Raw genomic sequence first — 18,051 nt, forward strand, 5'->3', positions numbered from 1 at the left:
TCGTTATAAGGTGAACTATATTTCTCCCAATGTATATAACAGGGCAAGATTAGGTTGCCTGAAAGCACCAACCGGGAAGCCTGATATCAGGATGACTTTTTGACCTTTTTCGAGCTTAGTTGCTGTAATAATAGCAGTATCCACATGTTTGAGCATTGTCTCAAGTGTATCGGCATAAGGGACATATATCGGTGTTACACCCCAATACAAGCCCATTTTATGATATGTCCTCAATTCCGGTGTAAAGGCAAAAATTGGGACATCCGGCCTGGTTTTTGACATGAGCCGTGCTGTTCTACCGGATTGAGTAAAAACAATAATTGCCGCTACATTGCGATCGGATGCCAATTCTTTTGCTGCCCGTGTAATTGATAAAGAGTCTTTTTGTTGAGAAAGGGTAGCAAAATAATCAAACTTACTCCATTTGTTCAGGTCTTTTTCTGACCATTGAATAATGGAAGCCATCATCTCAACACTTTCGATTGGAAACTTTCCAGCTGCAGTTTCTCCTGAAAGCATGACCGCATCCGTTCCATCAAAAATCGCATTGGCGACATCTGTGGCTTCTGCCCTGGTGGGACGGGGGTTTTCGATCATTGAATTTAACATTTGTGTCGCGGTAATAACAAGCTTGCCGTGTGCATTGGCACAGGCGATGATTTCTTTCTGTGCAACTGGTACTGTAGCAGGAGGCATTTCAACCCCCAGGTCTCCTCGGGCAACCATGACGCCATCAGCAGCCTGCATGATGCTTTCAAGATCTTCTAATGCTTCCGGCCGCTCCAGCTTTGCGATAATGGGGGTCTTAACAGCTTCAGAATGTTCCGTAAGGGTTTCTATGACTTCTCGTACCGTTAGAATATCGTTTGCGCTGCGGACAAATGAGATCGCGACGAGATCAACCCCTTTATTGAGGCCGAATATTAAGTCTTCTCGATCTTTTTCTGTAAAGCTTGCTGTTGAAAGGTTTGCTCCAGGTAGGTTGACGCCTTTGTTCGACTTTAACAGTCCGCCCAATATAACCACAGCATCAATTCTTTCGCCGCTAATCGCCGTCACTTCCATTTCAAGGTAGCCGTCATCCAGAAGGATATGGTTTCCGGGTTGCAAACATTTATGCAGATCTGGGATCTCAAAAGGGATGAAAATATCAGCATCATCAGGAACATATGCTTTCGATGAGCTCAAAGTGACATGATCCCCCGCTCTTAATTCCACGCCACCTTCTGGTAACTTTCCAACCCTGAGTTTTGGTCCTTGAAGATCCTGAAGGATGGTAATTGGAATCCCCATTTCTGAAGACAGTTGGCGGATGATATCAATTTTCTTAGAATGTTCCTCATGAGAACCATGCGAAAAATTCAGACGAGCAACGTCCATCCCAGCAGAGACCAGGGCTCGAATGGTCTCTTTAGTTTCACTGCTTGGGCCTAAAGTGCAGACAATTTTAGCGAAACGATGCATAATGTTTTTCCTGAAATTGACCGATTAATCCATCAACAAGGTATCACGCACAATGGGCAGCAACCAATCGACTGTTTCTTTGTCGATAACCAATGGCGGGGCAAATCGTATTGTGTGCTCATGGGTTTCTTTAGCTAATACGCCCTTATCTCTTAAGACCTCAGCAATTCTTCTGGCGCCACCAAAATCATGTTTTAATTCAACGCCAATGAACAGTCCTTTACCACGAATTTCGAGAATGTTCTTCTTGGGGATTTCTTCAAGGAAGTCCATCATGTATTGGCCCAACACCCGTGAATTTTCGACCAACTTTTCATCTTCAATAACATCCAAGGCGGCAATGGCCACAGACGCACCGAGTGGGTTACCGCCAAAAGTTGAACCGTGATCGCCAGGAACAATTAAGCCCAAAACAGATTCATCAGCTAAAACCGCTGAAACAGGGTAGAAACCACCAGACAGGGCTTTACCAATGACCATGATATCCGGTCGAACGCCCTCGTGGTCACAGGCAAAAAACGCACCAGTGCGGCCCAAACCCGTTTGGATCTCGTCAGCAATGAAGAGAATGTTATGCTCATGGCAGAGTTTTTCGACGGCCTTCAGATAGCCCTCAGGAGGGAGCAAGACCCCATTTTCACCTTGAATGGGCTCGATCATGATGGCGACCGTGTTTTCGTTAATTGCGTTTTCTATTGCCTTGATGTCACCATACTCAACCATGGGAAAACCAGGTGTAAAGGGGCCGAAATCATCTTTATATTGGGGCGTGGAAGTGAATGAAATAATTGTGACTGTCCTGCCATGGAAGTTTCCGTCTGCAACAATAATTTCTGCTTTATGGCGCGGAACTCCTTTCACGTGGTATCCCCATTTCCGAGCGACTTTGATGGCAGTTTCAACCGCTTCCGCGCCGCTGTTCATCGGCAGAGACTTATCGTAACCCGTCATATCCGATAGTTTTTTGTACAAAAGGCCGAGTCTATCATTGTAGAAGGCTCGTGAGGTCAGGGTCAGTCGATCAAGCTGATCAATCATCGCCTGTTTGATTTTGGGATGATTATGACCCTGGCTAACCGCTGAATAAGCGCTTAAGCAATCAAGGTATTTCTTCCCTTCAACATCATATACCCATACACCCTCGCCTTTAACAAGGACGACATCTAATGGATGATAGTTATGGGCGCCATGTTTATCTTCAAGATTAATAAAATATTCGCTAGTTAACATCAGGATCTCCTTCATAAAGTAGTTTGACAAGGATTGCTTTTTGGGCATGCAACCGATTTTCAGCTTGTGGAAACAGCCTTGAGTGTGGGCCATCTGCAACTTCATCGGTTATTTCAAGACCACGATACGCAGGCAGACAGTGTAAAACAATGGCACTTGGTTTTGCATATCCAATTAATTTTTCATTAATCTGATACGGCGGAAAAACCTTTTCCCGCTCGCTGCTTTCCTCCTCTTGCCCCATGCTGGTCCAGGTATCGGTGTAAAGGACATCAGCGCCTTCAGCCGCATCTTCTGGTTTCCTAAACAAGCTTACCGATCCGCCTGAATCAGCCGCAAAACCCAGAGATTGCTTGACAGCCTCGTCAGGCATATCATAACCCTCAGGATTCGCAATCTTATAGTGTCCACCGAGTTTGGTGACAATCTTCATCAAAGAGATGGCGACATTGTTGCCATCACCGATGTAAGATACAGTTTTTCCTTTTAGCTCACCAAATTCCTCAATAATGGTAATGGCATCAGCCATAGCCTGGCAGGGATGGTTATAATCGCTCAAGCCGTTGATGACGGGAACCGTCGACCATTGAGCCAATTCAAGGATGTGCTCGTGGTCGAATACTCTTGCCATGATAGCCTGTACATAACCTGAAAGCACACGAGAAACATCTGCGATCGATTCTCGTGTGCCGAGCCCTACCTCTTGCGGCGATAAATACAGTGCATCTCCACCAAGTGTACGCATGGCCATATCAAAGCTTACGCGTGTCCTCAAGCTCGGCTTTTGAAATAACATTGCCAGCACCTTGTTTTTAAGCAGCGGTCTGAATACACCGCTTTTCTGCTCAGCTTTGAGCTTCATGCCTAAATCAAGCATATTTTCTAACTCAACAACTGAAAAGTCTGCTATATCAATAAAATGTTTCATTAAGCCTCCGTAATTGGTTTTTTGTTATTCGTTTTGTTTTTGGGTCAACTCAGAAAGAGTCAGTGAAACCTTCTCACCGTCTCGAAGCGTTTTCCCTTGATAATAAACATTGATCTGGGCAATTCCAAGCAAAAAGAAAACGCCTGTGATTATAATGCTTGCAACCAGCAAGAATGTGGACGTGTGTTTTCGAATTTCTGAAAATTGCTCCCGCAGATCAGAAAATATTCGTTCGTATTCTGTCAATAAAGCTTGAGACTTTATCAATGTATCATCAAAATTTTGGATGTCCTTGGATAATGCATTGATGTAGCTTTGAAAATTATCCATGCCACCTTCGGTTTCGCGTATGAATTGTTCAATTTCGAGAAATGCCTCCGGTACATCGGTCAAACTTTCAGAAACCTGTGCCAGGCTTGTGCTCAATGGTACATCCGGTCGGTAATCGGCGCCCAACAATGGGATCGCGGCAATGAACCTGAGGGTATTATCCACTAATCCAGCGCTCTGGGATGCAGAGTTGACTGCGACCTGGGTATCGAGGATTGTTTCTCTTAAATCTCCACCGATTAAATCTGCGGATGCATCCAAGGAGTCCGATATATTATCTAAAGTGATGATAAGGTTGTCCAATGTACTGGAAATAATCTCCAGGTTTCCAGAAGCAACATCCAATGTGCTGTCGATGAATAGCAGCCCATCATTGGTATTTATTAATATTTGGTCAAGAGAATCAATGACGCCATTAACTGCTTTTTCAATTCCAATTCTGTAGTACCAGGTCGTTGCAATGCCAAATAGCGAGAAAAGAATCCCAAAATAAGCAAAACAAATCAAAATCCGCCCCCATCCTCTGGAATTTTTGTTGACCTTCATGCACTATCCTCCATCCCAGATATCATAACACACCTGAGAATATTATTCTGTTTGTTCCACATTTCATCTTTTTCTTCAGGATTTGAATGGTCATAACCCAGTAAATGAAGCGTTCCATGAATGGTCAACAGGGCACACTCTTCGTGCACTGCCCACTTATGCTCATCAGCTTGCAATTTAGCCTGTTCATAAGAAATGACGATGTCGCCCAGGTAGAGTAAATCGGTTTCAGGATCGATATAATCCTGGTTAAAAGCCAGCACATCGGTCGTACTGTCGGTATTCCGATAAGTTTTATTCAGGAGCTGCATCTCTTGATCATCGGTAACTTTAACCGATAGAGAAGCACGCGTTTTTCCCTCCGCTCGAAGTGTGGCTTGTGCTGCGTGTTTAATTATTGATGGGTTAACTTTATTTTTTGTTTTCGGTGTAACGATTACATTTACAATGATATTTTCCTGGCTCATGTTTTTTCAGGATTGCTGGTGTTGGCAGTCTCGTTGTTTTTAATGATTGCCGGGTATTTGACCCTGGGATGGTAAGAACCTTTAAGTGTGTGGAAAAAAGATTCCTTGATTAATTGAAGGTCTTTCAAGGTTAAATTGGTATCATCCAATTGATTATTCTGTGTGTAAAACATAAACACAATGTCGATTAATGATTTAAGTTCATCCTCATCCTTAGGACGCTCGGCTCGTGTACGCGCTTCAGTACCATCGGCTAACATTAATAACGCAGTTTCTCTGGATTGTGGTCGAGGACCAGGATAAGTGAACAAAGATTTGTCAACATCATTCGGATTTTCTGCTTCTTGCAAAGCTTTCGTATATTGATAATGGGTATGCATTGTCCCATGATGTTCTTTTATGAAATCAATGATTCGCACCGGTAAGCGGTATTTTCTAGCCAGGATCTCTCCATCCGTAACATGACTGATTATTGTCTGTGCGCTGAGGTATGGGTCAATTTCATCGTGTGGATTGGATTCATTTTGAATTTGGTTTTCTATGAAAAAATGGGGGTTGCTGGATTTCCCACAATCATGATAAATTGATCCAACACGAACCAGCAAGCTATTTGCGCCAATAGCCTCAGCGGCCTGTTCAGCAAGATTAGCCACTTGCAGAGAATGTTGGTAACTTCCGGGTGCGTTTCTGAGCATTAATTGGAGCAAGGGGTGGTCAGGGCGTGAAGTATCGAGGAGCTGCAATGAGGTCGTAATTCCCAGGGTCTGAGAGAAGATATATTGAAGCAACAAAGTAAGGCTGGCAGCCGCGATACCATTGATGAGTGCGGCCGCGGAAAGCGTCGCAATTCCAACCATATCTGTAACCGTGTCGGGAAGACGATATCCCAAAATAATCGCAATGCCTGCAACTCCGATTGTAAGACCTGAAAAAAAGAAAGCGCCGATACGCCTGGCTTTTCCCAGAGTTAATACGCCCATAATTGTTGGAATTACAAAGAAAATCGTCAGGTCAAATCCATTGGGCATGCCATAAGCTGTCATTATTCCTAAGATCAACGACAGCAGCAGAGCGCCTTCAAAGTTAAAAATAATCGAAAAAGTCAAACCAAAAGCAGCTATCGGATAAATATACGGTACAATCGTGCGGTGCATGACAAAAAACCTGGCGATTCCAAGGAACAACAAGAAAACCACGGCGACTAAAAGCACTGCTTTTACCGAAAAAGTCTTTTCAACCAAAGTGTTTTTGTGGTATAGACTGATCAGTATCGTGATTAACAACGTCAAAATACCAGCGCCGAAAATGTCTTGCCAATAATTATTCGATTGAATCAAGCCGTACCGCTGGAGCGCTTCCCACTCAATTTCACCGATGATTTGACCTAATCTGACCAGTGTTTCTCCGGACACAAAAGACCGGACAATGGGCTCTACCGACTGGCGCGCCTCTTTAATCGCTGTTTCCGTGAGATCTGCACTTAAAATGCTGTTGGGAACAATGAATGGTTTTACAAGCTCCATAACAATGTCAGCCTGATCCTGTGGAAATGAAAAATCAATCAGTGAAAGAATGTTTCCTTGAGTTGTTGGAATATCGGGCTCACGCAATGTGTTGCGCATGATCTGTTCCAGCACGATAGTTGATTCCGCTTCAATTGCGTTCCAGCGACTGTCACTCAGTTGAAGAATACGGATTATGATTTCTTCCGGAAGGGCAAGAGCATCTAGGGTTTGAATATCTGAAATCTTTTGTTCCAGGTTAGCAAAGGGATCAAGCCTGACTGTCGTAATAAAATATAAAACCTCCCGCAATTGTTCAACCTGCCTGCGACCGATGCTGGGATCTGTTGGGAGGAAAATAGGTTCAACAGCGTTGGCAGCATCCTTGCGCGCTCGATCGGTTAGCAATTCGCTTTCAAAGCTGAGGGAATAGGGCGCTAGAATGTCCTGTGAAGCTACATCACCCAGTTGCATTTGATATGAAGACTGCCTTAGGATTTCAGGCAGGATGAGCATTAAAAAGGCAAGGATCGCTGATACGATTAGAATCAAGCCCTTTAAAAACCCTGGTCGGATGATTTGCTTTCTTTCCATGGCTTAGATTATACCTTTATTTTTTTAATCACTTATCCATGAAACGAGTTAACCTTTTTTGTCCAACACCATGTTATTTATTGCGATCAACGATCTTCCTGTACGCTGGACCAGTCGCTTAGTGTGCAGCACAAAGGGCAAACTCAAAACAAGACCCTGAATAAGGGATGTCTAAATTCATCCTGGCAAGGGAAACAGCGAGTATTAATGGAAAACGGTTGCTTTCAAATTCTAAAATACGATTCGTAATTTTAATATGATGTTTGTTTATCATTTTAATTACCAATCGTTAAATATTCTCTGATCGATTCAAGAATTGATGGTCCGATTCCCGGCACATTTATTAACTCATCAATGGTTTCAAATGGTCCGTATTGTTCCCGGTAATTAATGATGTCCGTTGCTTTGGCCGGTCCGATACCGGGTAACGACTCGAGGGCTTCTTGAGACGCTGTATTCAGGTCAAGTGGATAATCAAAATACGCCGGATTGTCCAGTGGATTATTACCCGGCGCATTACGAGCTGTTTCTGGTATGGATTCACCTTCCAATGGAATGTAAAAATAATCACCATCTCGCAAAAGAAAAGCATCATTGATCCGAACCGCATCTGCCTTTTCAGTCAGTCCGCCAGCCATTTCAATCAAATCTCTCAACCTGGCTTCGCGGTCAAGCGCATAGGTGCCTGGATTAACGATCTCACCTTTAATAAGCACCTGAATGGGCACAGACGTTGCAGTCGGCTTAGGCAAAGGTGTATGGGTTGGCGTAGGAGGTGGAGAAAGCGTAATTGGTACGCCTCGCTCTGGTTGAGATATCAACAGGATAGCGCCAGCAGCTAGCAGCCCAATAAGAACGCCAGCCAGGATAAACGACCAGGGTTTCATTGATGAGTCTCTCTCAATCATGAGGGGGCATTTTACTTTGTATCAAATTCACTTTCTAATGCGTACATTGTGTTAAAGGCTTGAATTGCCACTTCCAACATCTCTTTAGAAGGTTCACGTGTGCTCATGTTTTGCAACGCAAGATTAGGCTTAAACAGCAATTTGACGAAAGGTTTATCAATGTGCTTTGCCATCAGTTTGATATATTCATATGCTATGCCAGCTAACACCGGGATCATCAACAGGCGTGAGAGCAAACGCCAGTGAAGGGGGAGGGGACCAAACAAAGAGAAAAGAATAATTGACAACACCACCAATGTTAAAATAAAAGAGGTTCCACATCTGGGATGTTGAAGAGAAAAGGTTGAAACCTTTTCAGGGGTCAATTCTGCGCCGCCTTCAAAAGCATTGATCGTTTTATGCTCAGCGCCATGGTACATAAACACTCGTTGGATTTCCGGCATTTTCCCAATGCCCCACAGGTAAACGATCAATAAAATTAAACGAAGAACTCCTTCAATTAAATTGGCTGCCCATGTTCTTATTTCGAAGAATTTTAACAACAAACCAGATATCAATGCTGGCAACAAGAAGAAAATGCCAATGCCCAGTGCCAATGAGAAAATCACCGTAAAAAAGAGCGCGGGTCCTTCGATTTTTTCATCATCACCAGTTTGGATGTTGGCTGAGAGGGTAAGATAGCGAACCCCAAGACCTAGAGCGTCCCATAAGCCGACGAGCCCGCGTAAAAAAGGGACCTTGGTCAGAGGGCTGGAGTAAAGACCGGTTAATTCCTCATGGGTGACCACGATTTCATTGTTAGGCGCCCTGTTGGCCATAGCGACGACGTGTTTACCACGCATGAGGACACCTTCAATCACGGCTTGACCGCCGTAAGAGGGCATTCTTTCATTCATAAAATGTTCCTTAGTGACATTAAAAACTTAAAAAGAAACGGATTAATGTCTGCACACCCTTGGCATGCGTGGGCAAATGCATTCTTTCATTCGGTGAGTGGATCTGGTCGTCTGGTAATCCAAATCCGGTGATGATTGAATCAACCCCGAGGATATCTTTCATTGAAGTTGCGACCGGGATCGAACCACCCTCTCGCTTTCGAAATGGTTGAACACCCCAGGTTTGTTTTAATGCATCGATAAAAAAGCTCACTCCTGGTGCTTCCGCTTCGGCAAGATAAGCAGGTGCGCCAGACAGGAGGTCCAGCTCCCAACGAACAGATTCAGGTGCATTTTCTTCCAGGTAAGCTCTAAAACCTTTTTCAACGTCTTCTGGATCTTGGTCTGGCACCAAGCGAGTGGATATTTTAGCCATTGCATAGGCTGGAATGATCGTTTTAGCGCCTTTTTCGATAAAGCCGGCGTACAACCCATTTACATCAAGTGTGGGCCTGGCGCCGATTCGTTCAACGGGTTGAAAACCAACTTCACCGCCCAAAGCGGGTACGCCGGTTATCGCCTTATAGACTTCTTCATCGATTTCAATTTTGGATAATTCTTCACTTTCTTCGGGGGAGATCTCACGAACCCGGTCGTAAAAGCCCGGCAAAGTGACGCGACCCAATTCATCGTGCATTCCGCCGATCAAACGACTGAGGACATTCGCAGGATTGTCAACAACGCCGCCAAAAAGACCTGAATGTAAATCTGCAGAAGGACCAAAAACGCGCAATTCGAAGTAAGCCATCCCCCTTAAAGCATAGATGAGTGTAGGTTTGTCGGGTGCCAGCATCCCACCATCTGGATTTATGACAATATCACAGCTTAACAGGGCTTTGTTCTGTTTTAAGAAGGGCTCCAAGCTTGGAGACCCAATTTCCTCTTCGCCTTCAAGAATATATTTGATATTAACCGGCAATTCGGTGGTCCGGAGGATGGATTGTAATGCAGAGACCGAAGCCCAAATTTGCCCCTTCATATCGGATGAACCGCGAGCATACAGATATTCACCTTCAATTTGTGGTTCGAATGGGGGGCTATTCCACTCATCAAGGGGGTCTGTGGGTTGAACATCATAATGCCCATAAATCAAAACAGTCGGCTTTTGCGGGTCAACCATCTTCTCTGCGTAAACAATCGGGTGGTTTGCTGTGGGAAATGATATGACCTTCTCAAACCCGAGCTGTGTTAACTTCTTTACAAGAAAATCTGCAGCCAGCAATATGTCTGGTTGGTGGGCTTCGCTGGTCGAAATGGAGGGTATGCGCAGAAAATCTAGCAATTCATTTCTTAGTTCGCTTTGATTTTCAAGATAATAATTCAATGCGTTATTGACAAGTTTCGTTTTCATAATCATCCTTTGGTTGGTGTAATCGATTTCATTATAAGTCAATTTAAATGTTTTGGTATTCTGAGGTTCTTCCAGGGAAGTTAGAACAGGTATATAAAAATGCATTCAAATGGGGTAAACTGATATGGTTAAGTGTTTTTGGTAAAAATCCGATGGATCCAAAAATTAAAAACTGCGTCTAGAACTTAAATTAACAGGAGTGATCATTGAACCATGTCAGAAATTAACGAAAATGCCACCAATACAAAAGATGTAATTATTCTTGGTTCCGGTCCAGCTGGGCTCACTGCTGCATTGTACACTGCCAGGGCTTTTTTGTCGTCTCTGATATTAACAGGAATGTCCCTGCACGGTCAAGCTGGATCAACGGATATTATTGAAAATTATCCTGGTTTTCCAAACGGGATTGGTGGCTCTGAATTAGGGCTATTGTTTCAATCTCAGGCAGAACGTTTTGGCGCCGAGGTTGTTATGGATCAGGCGATAAGTGTTGATTTACAGAAATACCCGTTTATTGTCAAGACTTACAGCAGCACTTATGCAGCGAAAAGCATAATCATTTCAACAGGGGCAACACACAAAAAGCTAAATGTTCCGGGTGAGAAAAAATTTACTGGGCGCGGCGTCTCCTATTGTGGAACGTGTGATGGCTGGTTCTTTAAGGACAAAGATGTGATTGTGGTCGGCGGAGGTGATAGTGCATTGGAAGAGGGCATTTTTTTGACTCGTTTTGCTAAATCTGTGACCATCATTCACCGACGTGACAAATTAAGAGCAGGTGCTTTTTTGCAGAAACGTGCCTTTGCCAATCCAAAAATCAGCTTTATTTGGAATTCTGTTGTCACTGAAATAATAGGAGATGACAGCCTACAAGCGGCTAAGCTAAAAGACGTTATAACAAATGAAGAAAACATTGTTTCTATCGATGGTGTTTTCATTTTTATCGGGAATGAACCCAATCGCCAATTGTTTGAAGGTCAATTAGAGCTGGATGAAGAAGGTTACATCAAAGTCAATCGCTTCATGGAAACATCAGTATCGGGTGTGTTTGCTGCTGGTGAGATTGCTGACCCCCACTTTCGGCAGGTGATTACTTCTGCAGGCATGGGCGCAGCAGCAGGAATCCAAGCGACGCGCTATTTGGAAGATTTGGAAAGTGATGGTTCGTAGTAAGTGATTCACAAAAAACCGGAGGAGATTTCCTCCGGTTTTTACTTTTTAAGGCGCTGCGGATGAATTCATCCAGGCGAAGACTCGTTCCTCACTGTGTTTGCCCGCAATCTCCCAGTTTTCACCATTCTCTTCACTGCTACCAATTTGCCGGACAATATAAACCGACCATCGAAAAACATGTGGTCTGCTTTCTGCTGGAGCAAAAGAAGCAGGAATAATAAAGGATGTGCCTCTGACATATTCAGTGGTGGTCCAGGTGTTTTCGCTTGTCAGATCTGTAATGGTTACAGCATAGGCCTCATTTGTCTCTAAAGCACCGACAGCAGCCCATTGGAGTGTAATGGTGTCCGATACAGAAATGAAAGATGCACCGTCGGCAGGCAGAAGCAAGACAGGAGCAGGATAAGGTGGAAGTTGTGTCGGGGTTGGCGTTGGACCCGCGGTGGGGCGGCGCTGACATAGTGGGATATACAGGGTCCGACCTTCGAAAACTGTATCGCTAAGAAGCCCGTTATACTCACGAATCGTTGCCATGGCAACGTTGTAGGTGTTGGCAATTGAGCTGAGCGTGTCATTCGCCTGAACGACGTAAGAAATCGTCTCGCAGGCTGCTTCGGTCTTTTCAACATCACTCAGTGTAGCTGTAGGTTGCGGTGAGGCTGTAGGAGTTGGTTGAGGAATCAGTAGCTCCTGTTCTTCGTACAAATCACAATTTGCTGGCAGGTTGTTTTCCAGGATGATACTTTGAACGGAAACGCCGAAAGCAGCGGCGATGCCTGCACAAGCTTCACCGGGCTTGACAATATAAGGAATAGGTGGCAACGGTGTCCAGGTTGGTGCCTCAGTTGGTGTTAGTGTGTTGGTTGGCGTTTCCGTGATTGTTGGGCTTGGCGTAGCTGTGCCTTCAATAACGGCTACCTCTGCTGTCTCAACAGGCACATTTGCTTTGCCGTTGATCACTAAGAATAAGACCAAAGCAATAAGTGCAAGAAACAAGACGAGGAGGCCCAATATTGCGGGCAAACTGAGTGTCACCTCAGGAAGTCGTTTTGCGCGAATATTTGCCGATTTTGTGGCATCGGTCTTTTGATCAAGCTCGGTGCCGCATACCAGGCACCGGGAAGCCGTTGCGGTTAAACGGGTGCCGCAAACCGGGCATAGTTTTGTTGAAGAAGAATTCTTTTCTGAGTTCATAATTAATCCGGACTAGTATACCTCATAGGTTTTGATGCATGCAATATTCATTGTAACGCCATTGGAGTAATATAAATCTGCTGATGAATTATAGTCTCTACATACACATTCCGTTTTGTATCCAGCGCTGCCATTATTGTGATTTTAACACATACGCTGGCAAAGAGTCATTAATCCCTGATTATGTTGACTCATTAGTTGAAGAAATCCGTATCGTATCTGAATATATATCGCCATTTCCTTTACATTCGATTTATTTTGGAGGCGGCACGCCTTCTCTTGTCCCGGTTACTGAATATCAAAAACTATTCAATGCCCTTTTTGAGCTGACTTCAATCGCGGAAAAATGTGAGATCAGCCTTGAGGCTAACCCGGGTACAGTATCTTTGCCCTATCTTACGAGCTTGCGTGCCCTTAGTTTCAATCGGATCAGCTTTGGCATTCAGTCTACCAATGCGAGGGATTTAATCCGTTTGGGACGCACGCATACTGTAGATGATATTCTGGATGCGTTTGTTTTTGCCAGGCGCGCAGGTTTCCACAATATTAATTTGGATATGATCAATCACCTGCCCTGGCAGGACCTCACCGCATGGGAGAACTCGCTTAGTAGGGCCGTTGCGCTGGCACCGGAGCATTTTTCGATTTACAGTCTGATGATTGAACCCGGAACATCTTTGCATGATTGGTATCAAAGAGGGTTGATGACCCCTCAAGATGAAGACCTCGGTGCAGATATGTACGAATTCACCATCGACTATCTGGACCGGGCGGGGTATGAACATTATGAGATCTCGAATTGGGCGAAACGCGACGAGGAAAATCAATTTCGATGCATGCATAACATGCAGTACTGGTTGAATCAACCCTATATCGGCATTGGAGCTGGGGCGCATGGTTATATCAACACGATCCGGACTGAAAATGTTTCGGGCATTGAAAATTATATTACACGGATGAGAAAAAGGGGCGAATTTCGCGTAGGCTTACCTGAAACGCCTGCGACAATTCGTACTACTAAGATTGATGACATCACCCAAATGAAGGATTCAATGTGGTTGGCCCTGCGTTTGGTAAAAGACGGCGTATCATTAGATCGATTTGAGAGGAGTTTTGGCAAATCCGTGCTGGAAGTTTTCAAAGAACAGGTTGAGGAGTTGTTGCATCTTGGGTTGATTGAATGGGGTGGATTGAAGCAATCAAACTTAAAATTGACCAGGAGGGGGCTCATGGTCGCCAACCAGGTGTTTTTGCGATTTATTTAATTAAATCACGGTGACACTTGTGCCATAACCATTGACAACGCGATCATGGGGCCCACCATGTGGGGTTGTCCACAGGTACAACCATTTTGCCTCATGAATACGCATATTGACGCATCCACGGCTCATCGGAGTTCCGTAATTGTTGTGCCAGTAGGTCCCATGGGTGGCGATTCCGCCCTCCCAATCAAAAAAACAATTCCACGGAACTCCGACCAGCTCATAAGCATAAATATCCGAAGTCACTTGCCCATTACCCATATGCTTCGAAGGATGCTTTGGGTCGATAACAAATTTACCGGTAGGCGTTTTTTGAAGCGGCGTCAGCGAGCCCGTAGAGACCTTTGTTTGTAGAACAATCTGGTCACCTTCATAGGCGGTCAATAACTGCCTTGATATTGATATCTCAATACGTTTTTCCCCTGGAGGAACGTCCGGGGAGATGGGATCGAATTCCGAATCGTCCATAACCCGCATATGTTCTGCAGGGATAGCATACTTGACTTTATTTAACTGATCTTCTAACTGGTACCAGGGTCGATTATCTGGCCCGGTGATGATATCCCGTATCCAGTGCAGGGTTTGATAATACAAGCGATAAACAGGATCCCAGCCGTTGCGGGACGAGTACAGCAGCGCACGTGTGTAGGGGACAGTTATTTCACCCAGTTGTCCTTCCTCATGGATGGTATCGGTAAGGGGGTTTAACACGTGTTTGACTTCAGCCAGCCATTTTCGATGGACATAACCGCCCCAAACCCGGTACCAGATCGGGTTGTATTCCGGCCCATATTTTGATTCAATTTCATCGTAAACGTTGATCAAATCATCTTTTGCCCGTTGATAAAGAATGACACTATCTTCGTTAGGCTCTTTATGGATGCTGACTGATTTGATGTTTCCTACGCCGCTGACCCTCACCAAGCGTGGATGCTGGGTTTGGTGCAACTTTTCCAGGGGGCGAAAAGCAAGCGCTCCAAGGCTTAAAGCAGACAGTTTGAGAAATTTCCTACGTGACAAGGTCTTCTTAGGCATAAAAAGGAATTATATCGAAAATTAGCACTCAGTCAATTATCAAAATCCTTCGGTTCGATTTCGGCGACAGATGGTTTGATATGCGTGGGACGATAAGGATATTTTTCAATTTCGCCTAATTCAGTTACCCCGCTGAGTACGAGAATGGTTTCCATTCCACTGGTAACACCGGCAACGATATCTGTATCCATGCGGTCACCAACCATGATTGTATTTTCTGAATGGACATTGAGGTAATTCAGAGCGGTACGCATCATCAAGGGGTTGGGTTTTCCGACAAAAAACGGTGCGATTCCGCTGGCTTTTTCAATCAGGGCAGCCATCGCACCACAGGCAGGGACAAGCCCGTCCTCACTTGGCCCGGATGGGTCAGGGTTAGTGGCAATGAAACGAGAACCATGCATATTTATCAGCCGGATGGCTTTCTTAATCATCTCAAAATGATATGCATGGGTTTCACCCAGCACAACATAATCTGGATTAATATCTGTAATAATATAACCAATTTCATGAATGGCCTGTGTCAAACCACTTTCACCAAGGACGTAGGCTGTTCCGTCGGGGCGTTGTGAATGCAAGAAAGCAGCAGTTGCCAGGGCAGATGTAAAAATCTGTTTTTCGTGAATTTGAAGCCCGGCTTCCTGTAAGCGGTGAGCCAAGTCCCTGGGTGTGTAGATCGGGTTATTGGTTAGCAAGAGAAACTTACGCTTTTGTTTAATTAATTTTTGAATGAAAACATCGGCTCCTGGGATAATTGTTTTTCCCTGGACTAACACACCATCCATATCAATCAGAAAATTTTTCATGTGATCTCTTTTGTCCTGTGGTTCGTTGAACAGGTATTTTACTGCTATTTTGCCGTTTAGTTATCGCTTTGAAATTGTTGTTCGTGATAATGTAAAAATTTGTCCTGCCAACCTTATCGAATGTTTCTAAACATTAAAAATATTACGCCACCGACCAACGTTGTCAGTGGCGTATATCTTTTAATTGATATAGGAGGGTCAGTCTTTTAAAATGATCCTTGCGTCAACGATTTTGACGCCTTTACCTACTTCGTAAACCAGAATAGGGTTGGCATCTGATTCCTGGATATGTTCTCCCAGATCGCTGATCATATAGGCATACTTCGACAGAACCTCAGCGAGTGCCTTCTTGTCCCTAGGGCCTTCTCCACGCACTCCATCGAGTATGGGTGCTCCTCGAATGGCGTCCAGCATCTTAATGGCTTCCATATCAGAGATGGGGGCAACCCGGAAAACGACGTCTTTCAGAACTTCAACGAAAATACCACCAAGGCCGAACATCACCGTGGGACCAAAAGTAACATCATTGACAGATCCAACAATCGTTTCTGTACCCCAGGGTGCCATTTCCTGAACTAAAATACCGTGAATTTCTGCATCAGGTTTATGGGCTTTCGCGTTTGTGAGAATTGTTTGATAAGCTTCGCGAATTTCAGCCTCACTATTGATGTTGACCTTTACGCCGCCTGCGTCGGACTTGTGGAGAATATCCGGGGAGACAATTTTCATAACAATCGGGTAACCGTAGGATTCTGCCAATTTTACGGCTTCATCCTCACTGGTCGCTAAATCTGAACGAACAATCGGCAAGCCATAGGCTTTGAAGATACTCTTTGATTCAACCTCGGTCAGTCCGGTTCGACCTTCTGCCCTTACATTGGCGATAATATCCAGCGCAGTTTGCCTATCCACTTCGTGGTCATTATTAATGGGGCTATTTTTTAAGTCCTGCAAAACTGCGTACTCACGCAGGGTTCCCATGGCTTTAACTGCCAGGTCCGGGTCGTTATATGCCGGAATGCCATTCTCAACCAGCCACTGCATGGCACTGTCTGATCGCTCACCTCCAACGAAAGAAGTGGTGATCGGTTTGTCCGTTATGCCAGTTTCTTTAAGCGCGTTATACAAGGATTGCGCGATTTCCATCGGGTTTGTGATTGCGGTTTCACAATACAGAACGATCAACCCATCAACCCAATCATGTGAAAGGGCGAATTTAGTGGTTTCAAAGTACCAATCATTACCAGCCATGCCTGTTAAATCAACAGGGTTTTTTGCTGAGCCAAAAGAGGGCATGTGCTTCTTGAATTCTTCCTGAACGGTTTCAGGAGCGAATTTTAGGGGAATGCCAGCTGATTCGGCTGAATCGGTAGCTAAAACGCCAACTCCACCTCCATTGGTGATGATCAGTAAATTTTCTCCTCGCATGGGAGGCTGCAGAGACAATGCTAAAGTGCTGTTAAACAGATCACTCAGGTCCGTTGCCTGAATGGCTCCGGCTTGTTCAAAGGCTGCCCCATAAATATGTCGCGCGCCAGCTAATGAGCCGGTGTGTGAAGCTGCTGCGACTGCGCCGTGTTCAGAAACACCTGCCTTTAGCACCACAATCGGTTTTTTCGCTTTTGCACATTCATTGATAAACCGTCGACCATCTTTTAAACCTTCAATATACAATGTGATGCACCTTGTACTCTCATCTTCATTAAGCCAACCGACTGTGTCAGCGATATTTACATCGGACATGTTCCCAATCGAGATTAATTTATCAAATCCAATTCCGCGGGTATAGGTGATGGCGTCAATGGCAATCAAAAGTGCACCACTCTGGGACACCAGAGATGATGTTCCCACTAACGGCAAGAATGGTGCAAACGATGCATTCAATTTATCCGAATTGGATAGCGTGCCGACGATATTCGGTCCAAGGACTCGCATGCCATAAGAATGAGCCAGGCGGACCAATTCTTTTTCAAGTTCAACTTCACCAACTTCGCTGAAGCCAGAAGTAATGACAATCAGCCCTTTGACACCTTTTTCCCCGCATTCTTTTACCGTTTCCATGACATATTTCGCCGGAATGGTGATCACAGCGGCATCGATTGGATCCGGAACGTCCAGCACAGATTTATATACCTTATATCCAAGAATCTCATCTGCTGTGGGGTTGATCGGATAGATTCCGTCTTTATACCCACCGTCGATCAGGTTTTTCACCACAGTGTGCCCAATTTTCCCCGGTGTAGCCGAAGCGCCAACAACGGCGATTCCCTTTGGTCTTAATAGACCAGTCAATACATCATCCACGAGTTCCTCCTAGAGAAATAAT

15 protein-coding genes are annotated in these 18,051 nt (G+C 44.7%); 2 read left to right on the forward strand and 13 right to left on the reverse strand.

What is annotated here, in order from left to right; genetic code table 11:
- Positions 1–15 precede the first annotated feature (15 nt).
- The 9 genes from pyk to CFX1CAM_RS06300 all read right to left on the reverse strand — a co-directional run bounded on the left by pyk (position 16) and on the right by CFX1CAM_RS06300 (position 10,255).
- Entirely contained in the window at positions 16–1,464 is a 1,449-nt protein-coding gene (pyk, locus tag CFX1CAM_RS06260) for a pyruvate kinase (protein WP_087862200.1), read from the reverse strand.
- Positions 1,465–1,488: 24 nt separating this feature from the next.
- A complete protein-coding gene (gene rocD / locus CFX1CAM_RS06265) occupies positions 1,489–2,742 on the reverse strand; it encodes an ornithine--oxo-acid transaminase (RefSeq protein WP_269457032.1) in 1,254 nt (417 codons plus the stop codon).
- Positions 2,684–3,622, reverse strand: a complete 939-nt coding sequence (gene argF / locus CFX1CAM_RS06270; protein WP_087862202.1) for an ornithine carbamoyltransferase — start codon at positions 3,620–3,622, stop codon at positions 2,684–2,686. The genes rocD and argF overlap by 59 nt, the downstream gene beginning before the upstream one ends.
- A 24-nt stretch (positions 3,623–3,646) precedes the next feature.
- On the reverse strand, positions 3,647–4,498 hold the full coding sequence (locus CFX1CAM_RS06275) for a hypothetical protein (RefSeq protein ID WP_087862203.1): 852 nt from the start codon (positions 4,496–4,498) through the stop codon (positions 3,647–3,649).
- Positions 4,495–4,965, reverse strand: a complete 471-nt coding sequence (gene ybeY, locus CFX1CAM_RS06280; protein WP_087862204.1) for an rRNA maturation RNase YbeY — start codon at positions 4,963–4,965, stop codon at positions 4,495–4,497. The genes CFX1CAM_RS06275 and ybeY overlap by 4 nt, the downstream gene beginning before the upstream one ends.
- Positions 4,962–7,061, reverse strand: a complete 2,100-nt coding sequence (locus CFX1CAM_RS06285; protein WP_087862205.1) for an HD family phosphohydrolase — start codon at positions 7,059–7,061, stop codon at positions 4,962–4,964. Before CFX1CAM_RS06285 ends, ybeY begins: the two co-directional genes overlap by 4 nt.
- A 275-nt stretch (positions 7,062–7,336) precedes the next feature.
- Positions 7,337–7,948 (reverse strand): helix-hairpin-helix domain-containing protein, encoded by a 612-nt coding sequence (locus CFX1CAM_RS06290; protein ID WP_162287662.1) that lies wholly within the window; start codon positions 7,946–7,948, stop codon positions 7,337–7,339.
- 32 nt (positions 7,949–7,980) lie between these two features.
- Positions 7,981–8,865 carry a DUF1385 domain-containing protein gene (locus CFX1CAM_RS06295; RefSeq protein ID WP_087862207.1) on the reverse strand — a complete coding sequence of 295 codons (885 nt, stop codon included), beginning with the start codon at positions 8,863–8,865 and terminating at the stop codon, positions 7,981–7,983.
- A gap of 19 nt (positions 8,866–8,884) precedes the next feature.
- Entirely contained in the window at positions 8,885–10,255 is a 1,371-nt protein-coding gene (locus CFX1CAM_RS06300) for a dipeptidase (protein ID WP_157891760.1), read from the reverse strand.
- A gap of 213 nt (positions 10,256–10,468) precedes the next feature.
- On the opposite strand from CFX1CAM_RS06300, the gene trxB reads away from it, so the two are divergent.
- On the forward strand, positions 10,469–11,425 hold the full coding sequence (gene trxB, locus CFX1CAM_RS06305) for a thioredoxin-disulfide reductase (protein ID WP_087862209.1): 957 nt from the start codon (positions 10,469–10,471) through the stop codon (positions 11,423–11,425).
- 48 nt (positions 11,426–11,473) lie between these two features.
- On the opposite strand, the gene CFX1CAM_RS06310 is transcribed toward trxB, so the two are convergent.
- On the reverse strand, positions 11,474–12,622 hold the full coding sequence (locus tag CFX1CAM_RS06310; RefSeq protein WP_087862210.1) for a LysM peptidoglycan-binding domain-containing protein: 1,149 nt from the start codon (positions 12,620–12,622) through the stop codon (positions 11,474–11,476).
- Between the two features lie 83 nt (positions 12,623–12,705).
- Here CFX1CAM_RS06310 and hemW point away from each other — a divergent pair, with 83 nt between their 5' ends.
- Positions 12,706–13,887, forward strand: a complete 1,182-nt coding sequence (gene hemW, locus CFX1CAM_RS06315) for a radical SAM family heme chaperone HemW (RefSeq protein ID WP_087862211.1) — start codon at positions 12,706–12,708, stop codon at positions 13,885–13,887.
- Here hemW and CFX1CAM_RS06320 read toward each other — a convergent pair whose 3' ends face one another.
- The 3 genes from CFX1CAM_RS06320 to CFX1CAM_RS06330 form a co-directional block, all read right to left on the reverse strand.
- Positions 13,888–14,919, reverse strand: coding sequence for a L,D-transpeptidase (locus CFX1CAM_RS06320; protein WP_087862212.1), 1,032 nt, complete (start codon positions 14,917–14,919; stop codon positions 13,888–13,890). It lies immediately after the preceding gene.
- Between the two features lie 32 nt (positions 14,920–14,951).
- Entirely contained in the window at positions 14,952–15,725 is a 774-nt protein-coding gene (locus tag CFX1CAM_RS06325; protein WP_087862213.1) for an HAD-IIA family hydrolase, read from the reverse strand.
- Positions 15,726–15,923: 198 nt separating this feature from the next.
- Positions 15,924–18,029, reverse strand: a complete 2,106-nt coding sequence (locus tag CFX1CAM_RS06330; protein ID WP_197687098.1) for an acetate--CoA ligase family protein — start codon at positions 18,027–18,029, stop codon at positions 15,924–15,926.
- Positions 18,030–18,051 lie beyond the last annotated feature (22 nt).

The sequence above is a fragment of the Brevefilum fermentans genome, assembly GCF_900184705.1.
Classification (GTDB): domain Bacteria; phylum Chloroflexota; class Anaerolineae; order Anaerolineales; family Anaerolineaceae; genus Brevifilum; species Brevifilum fermentans.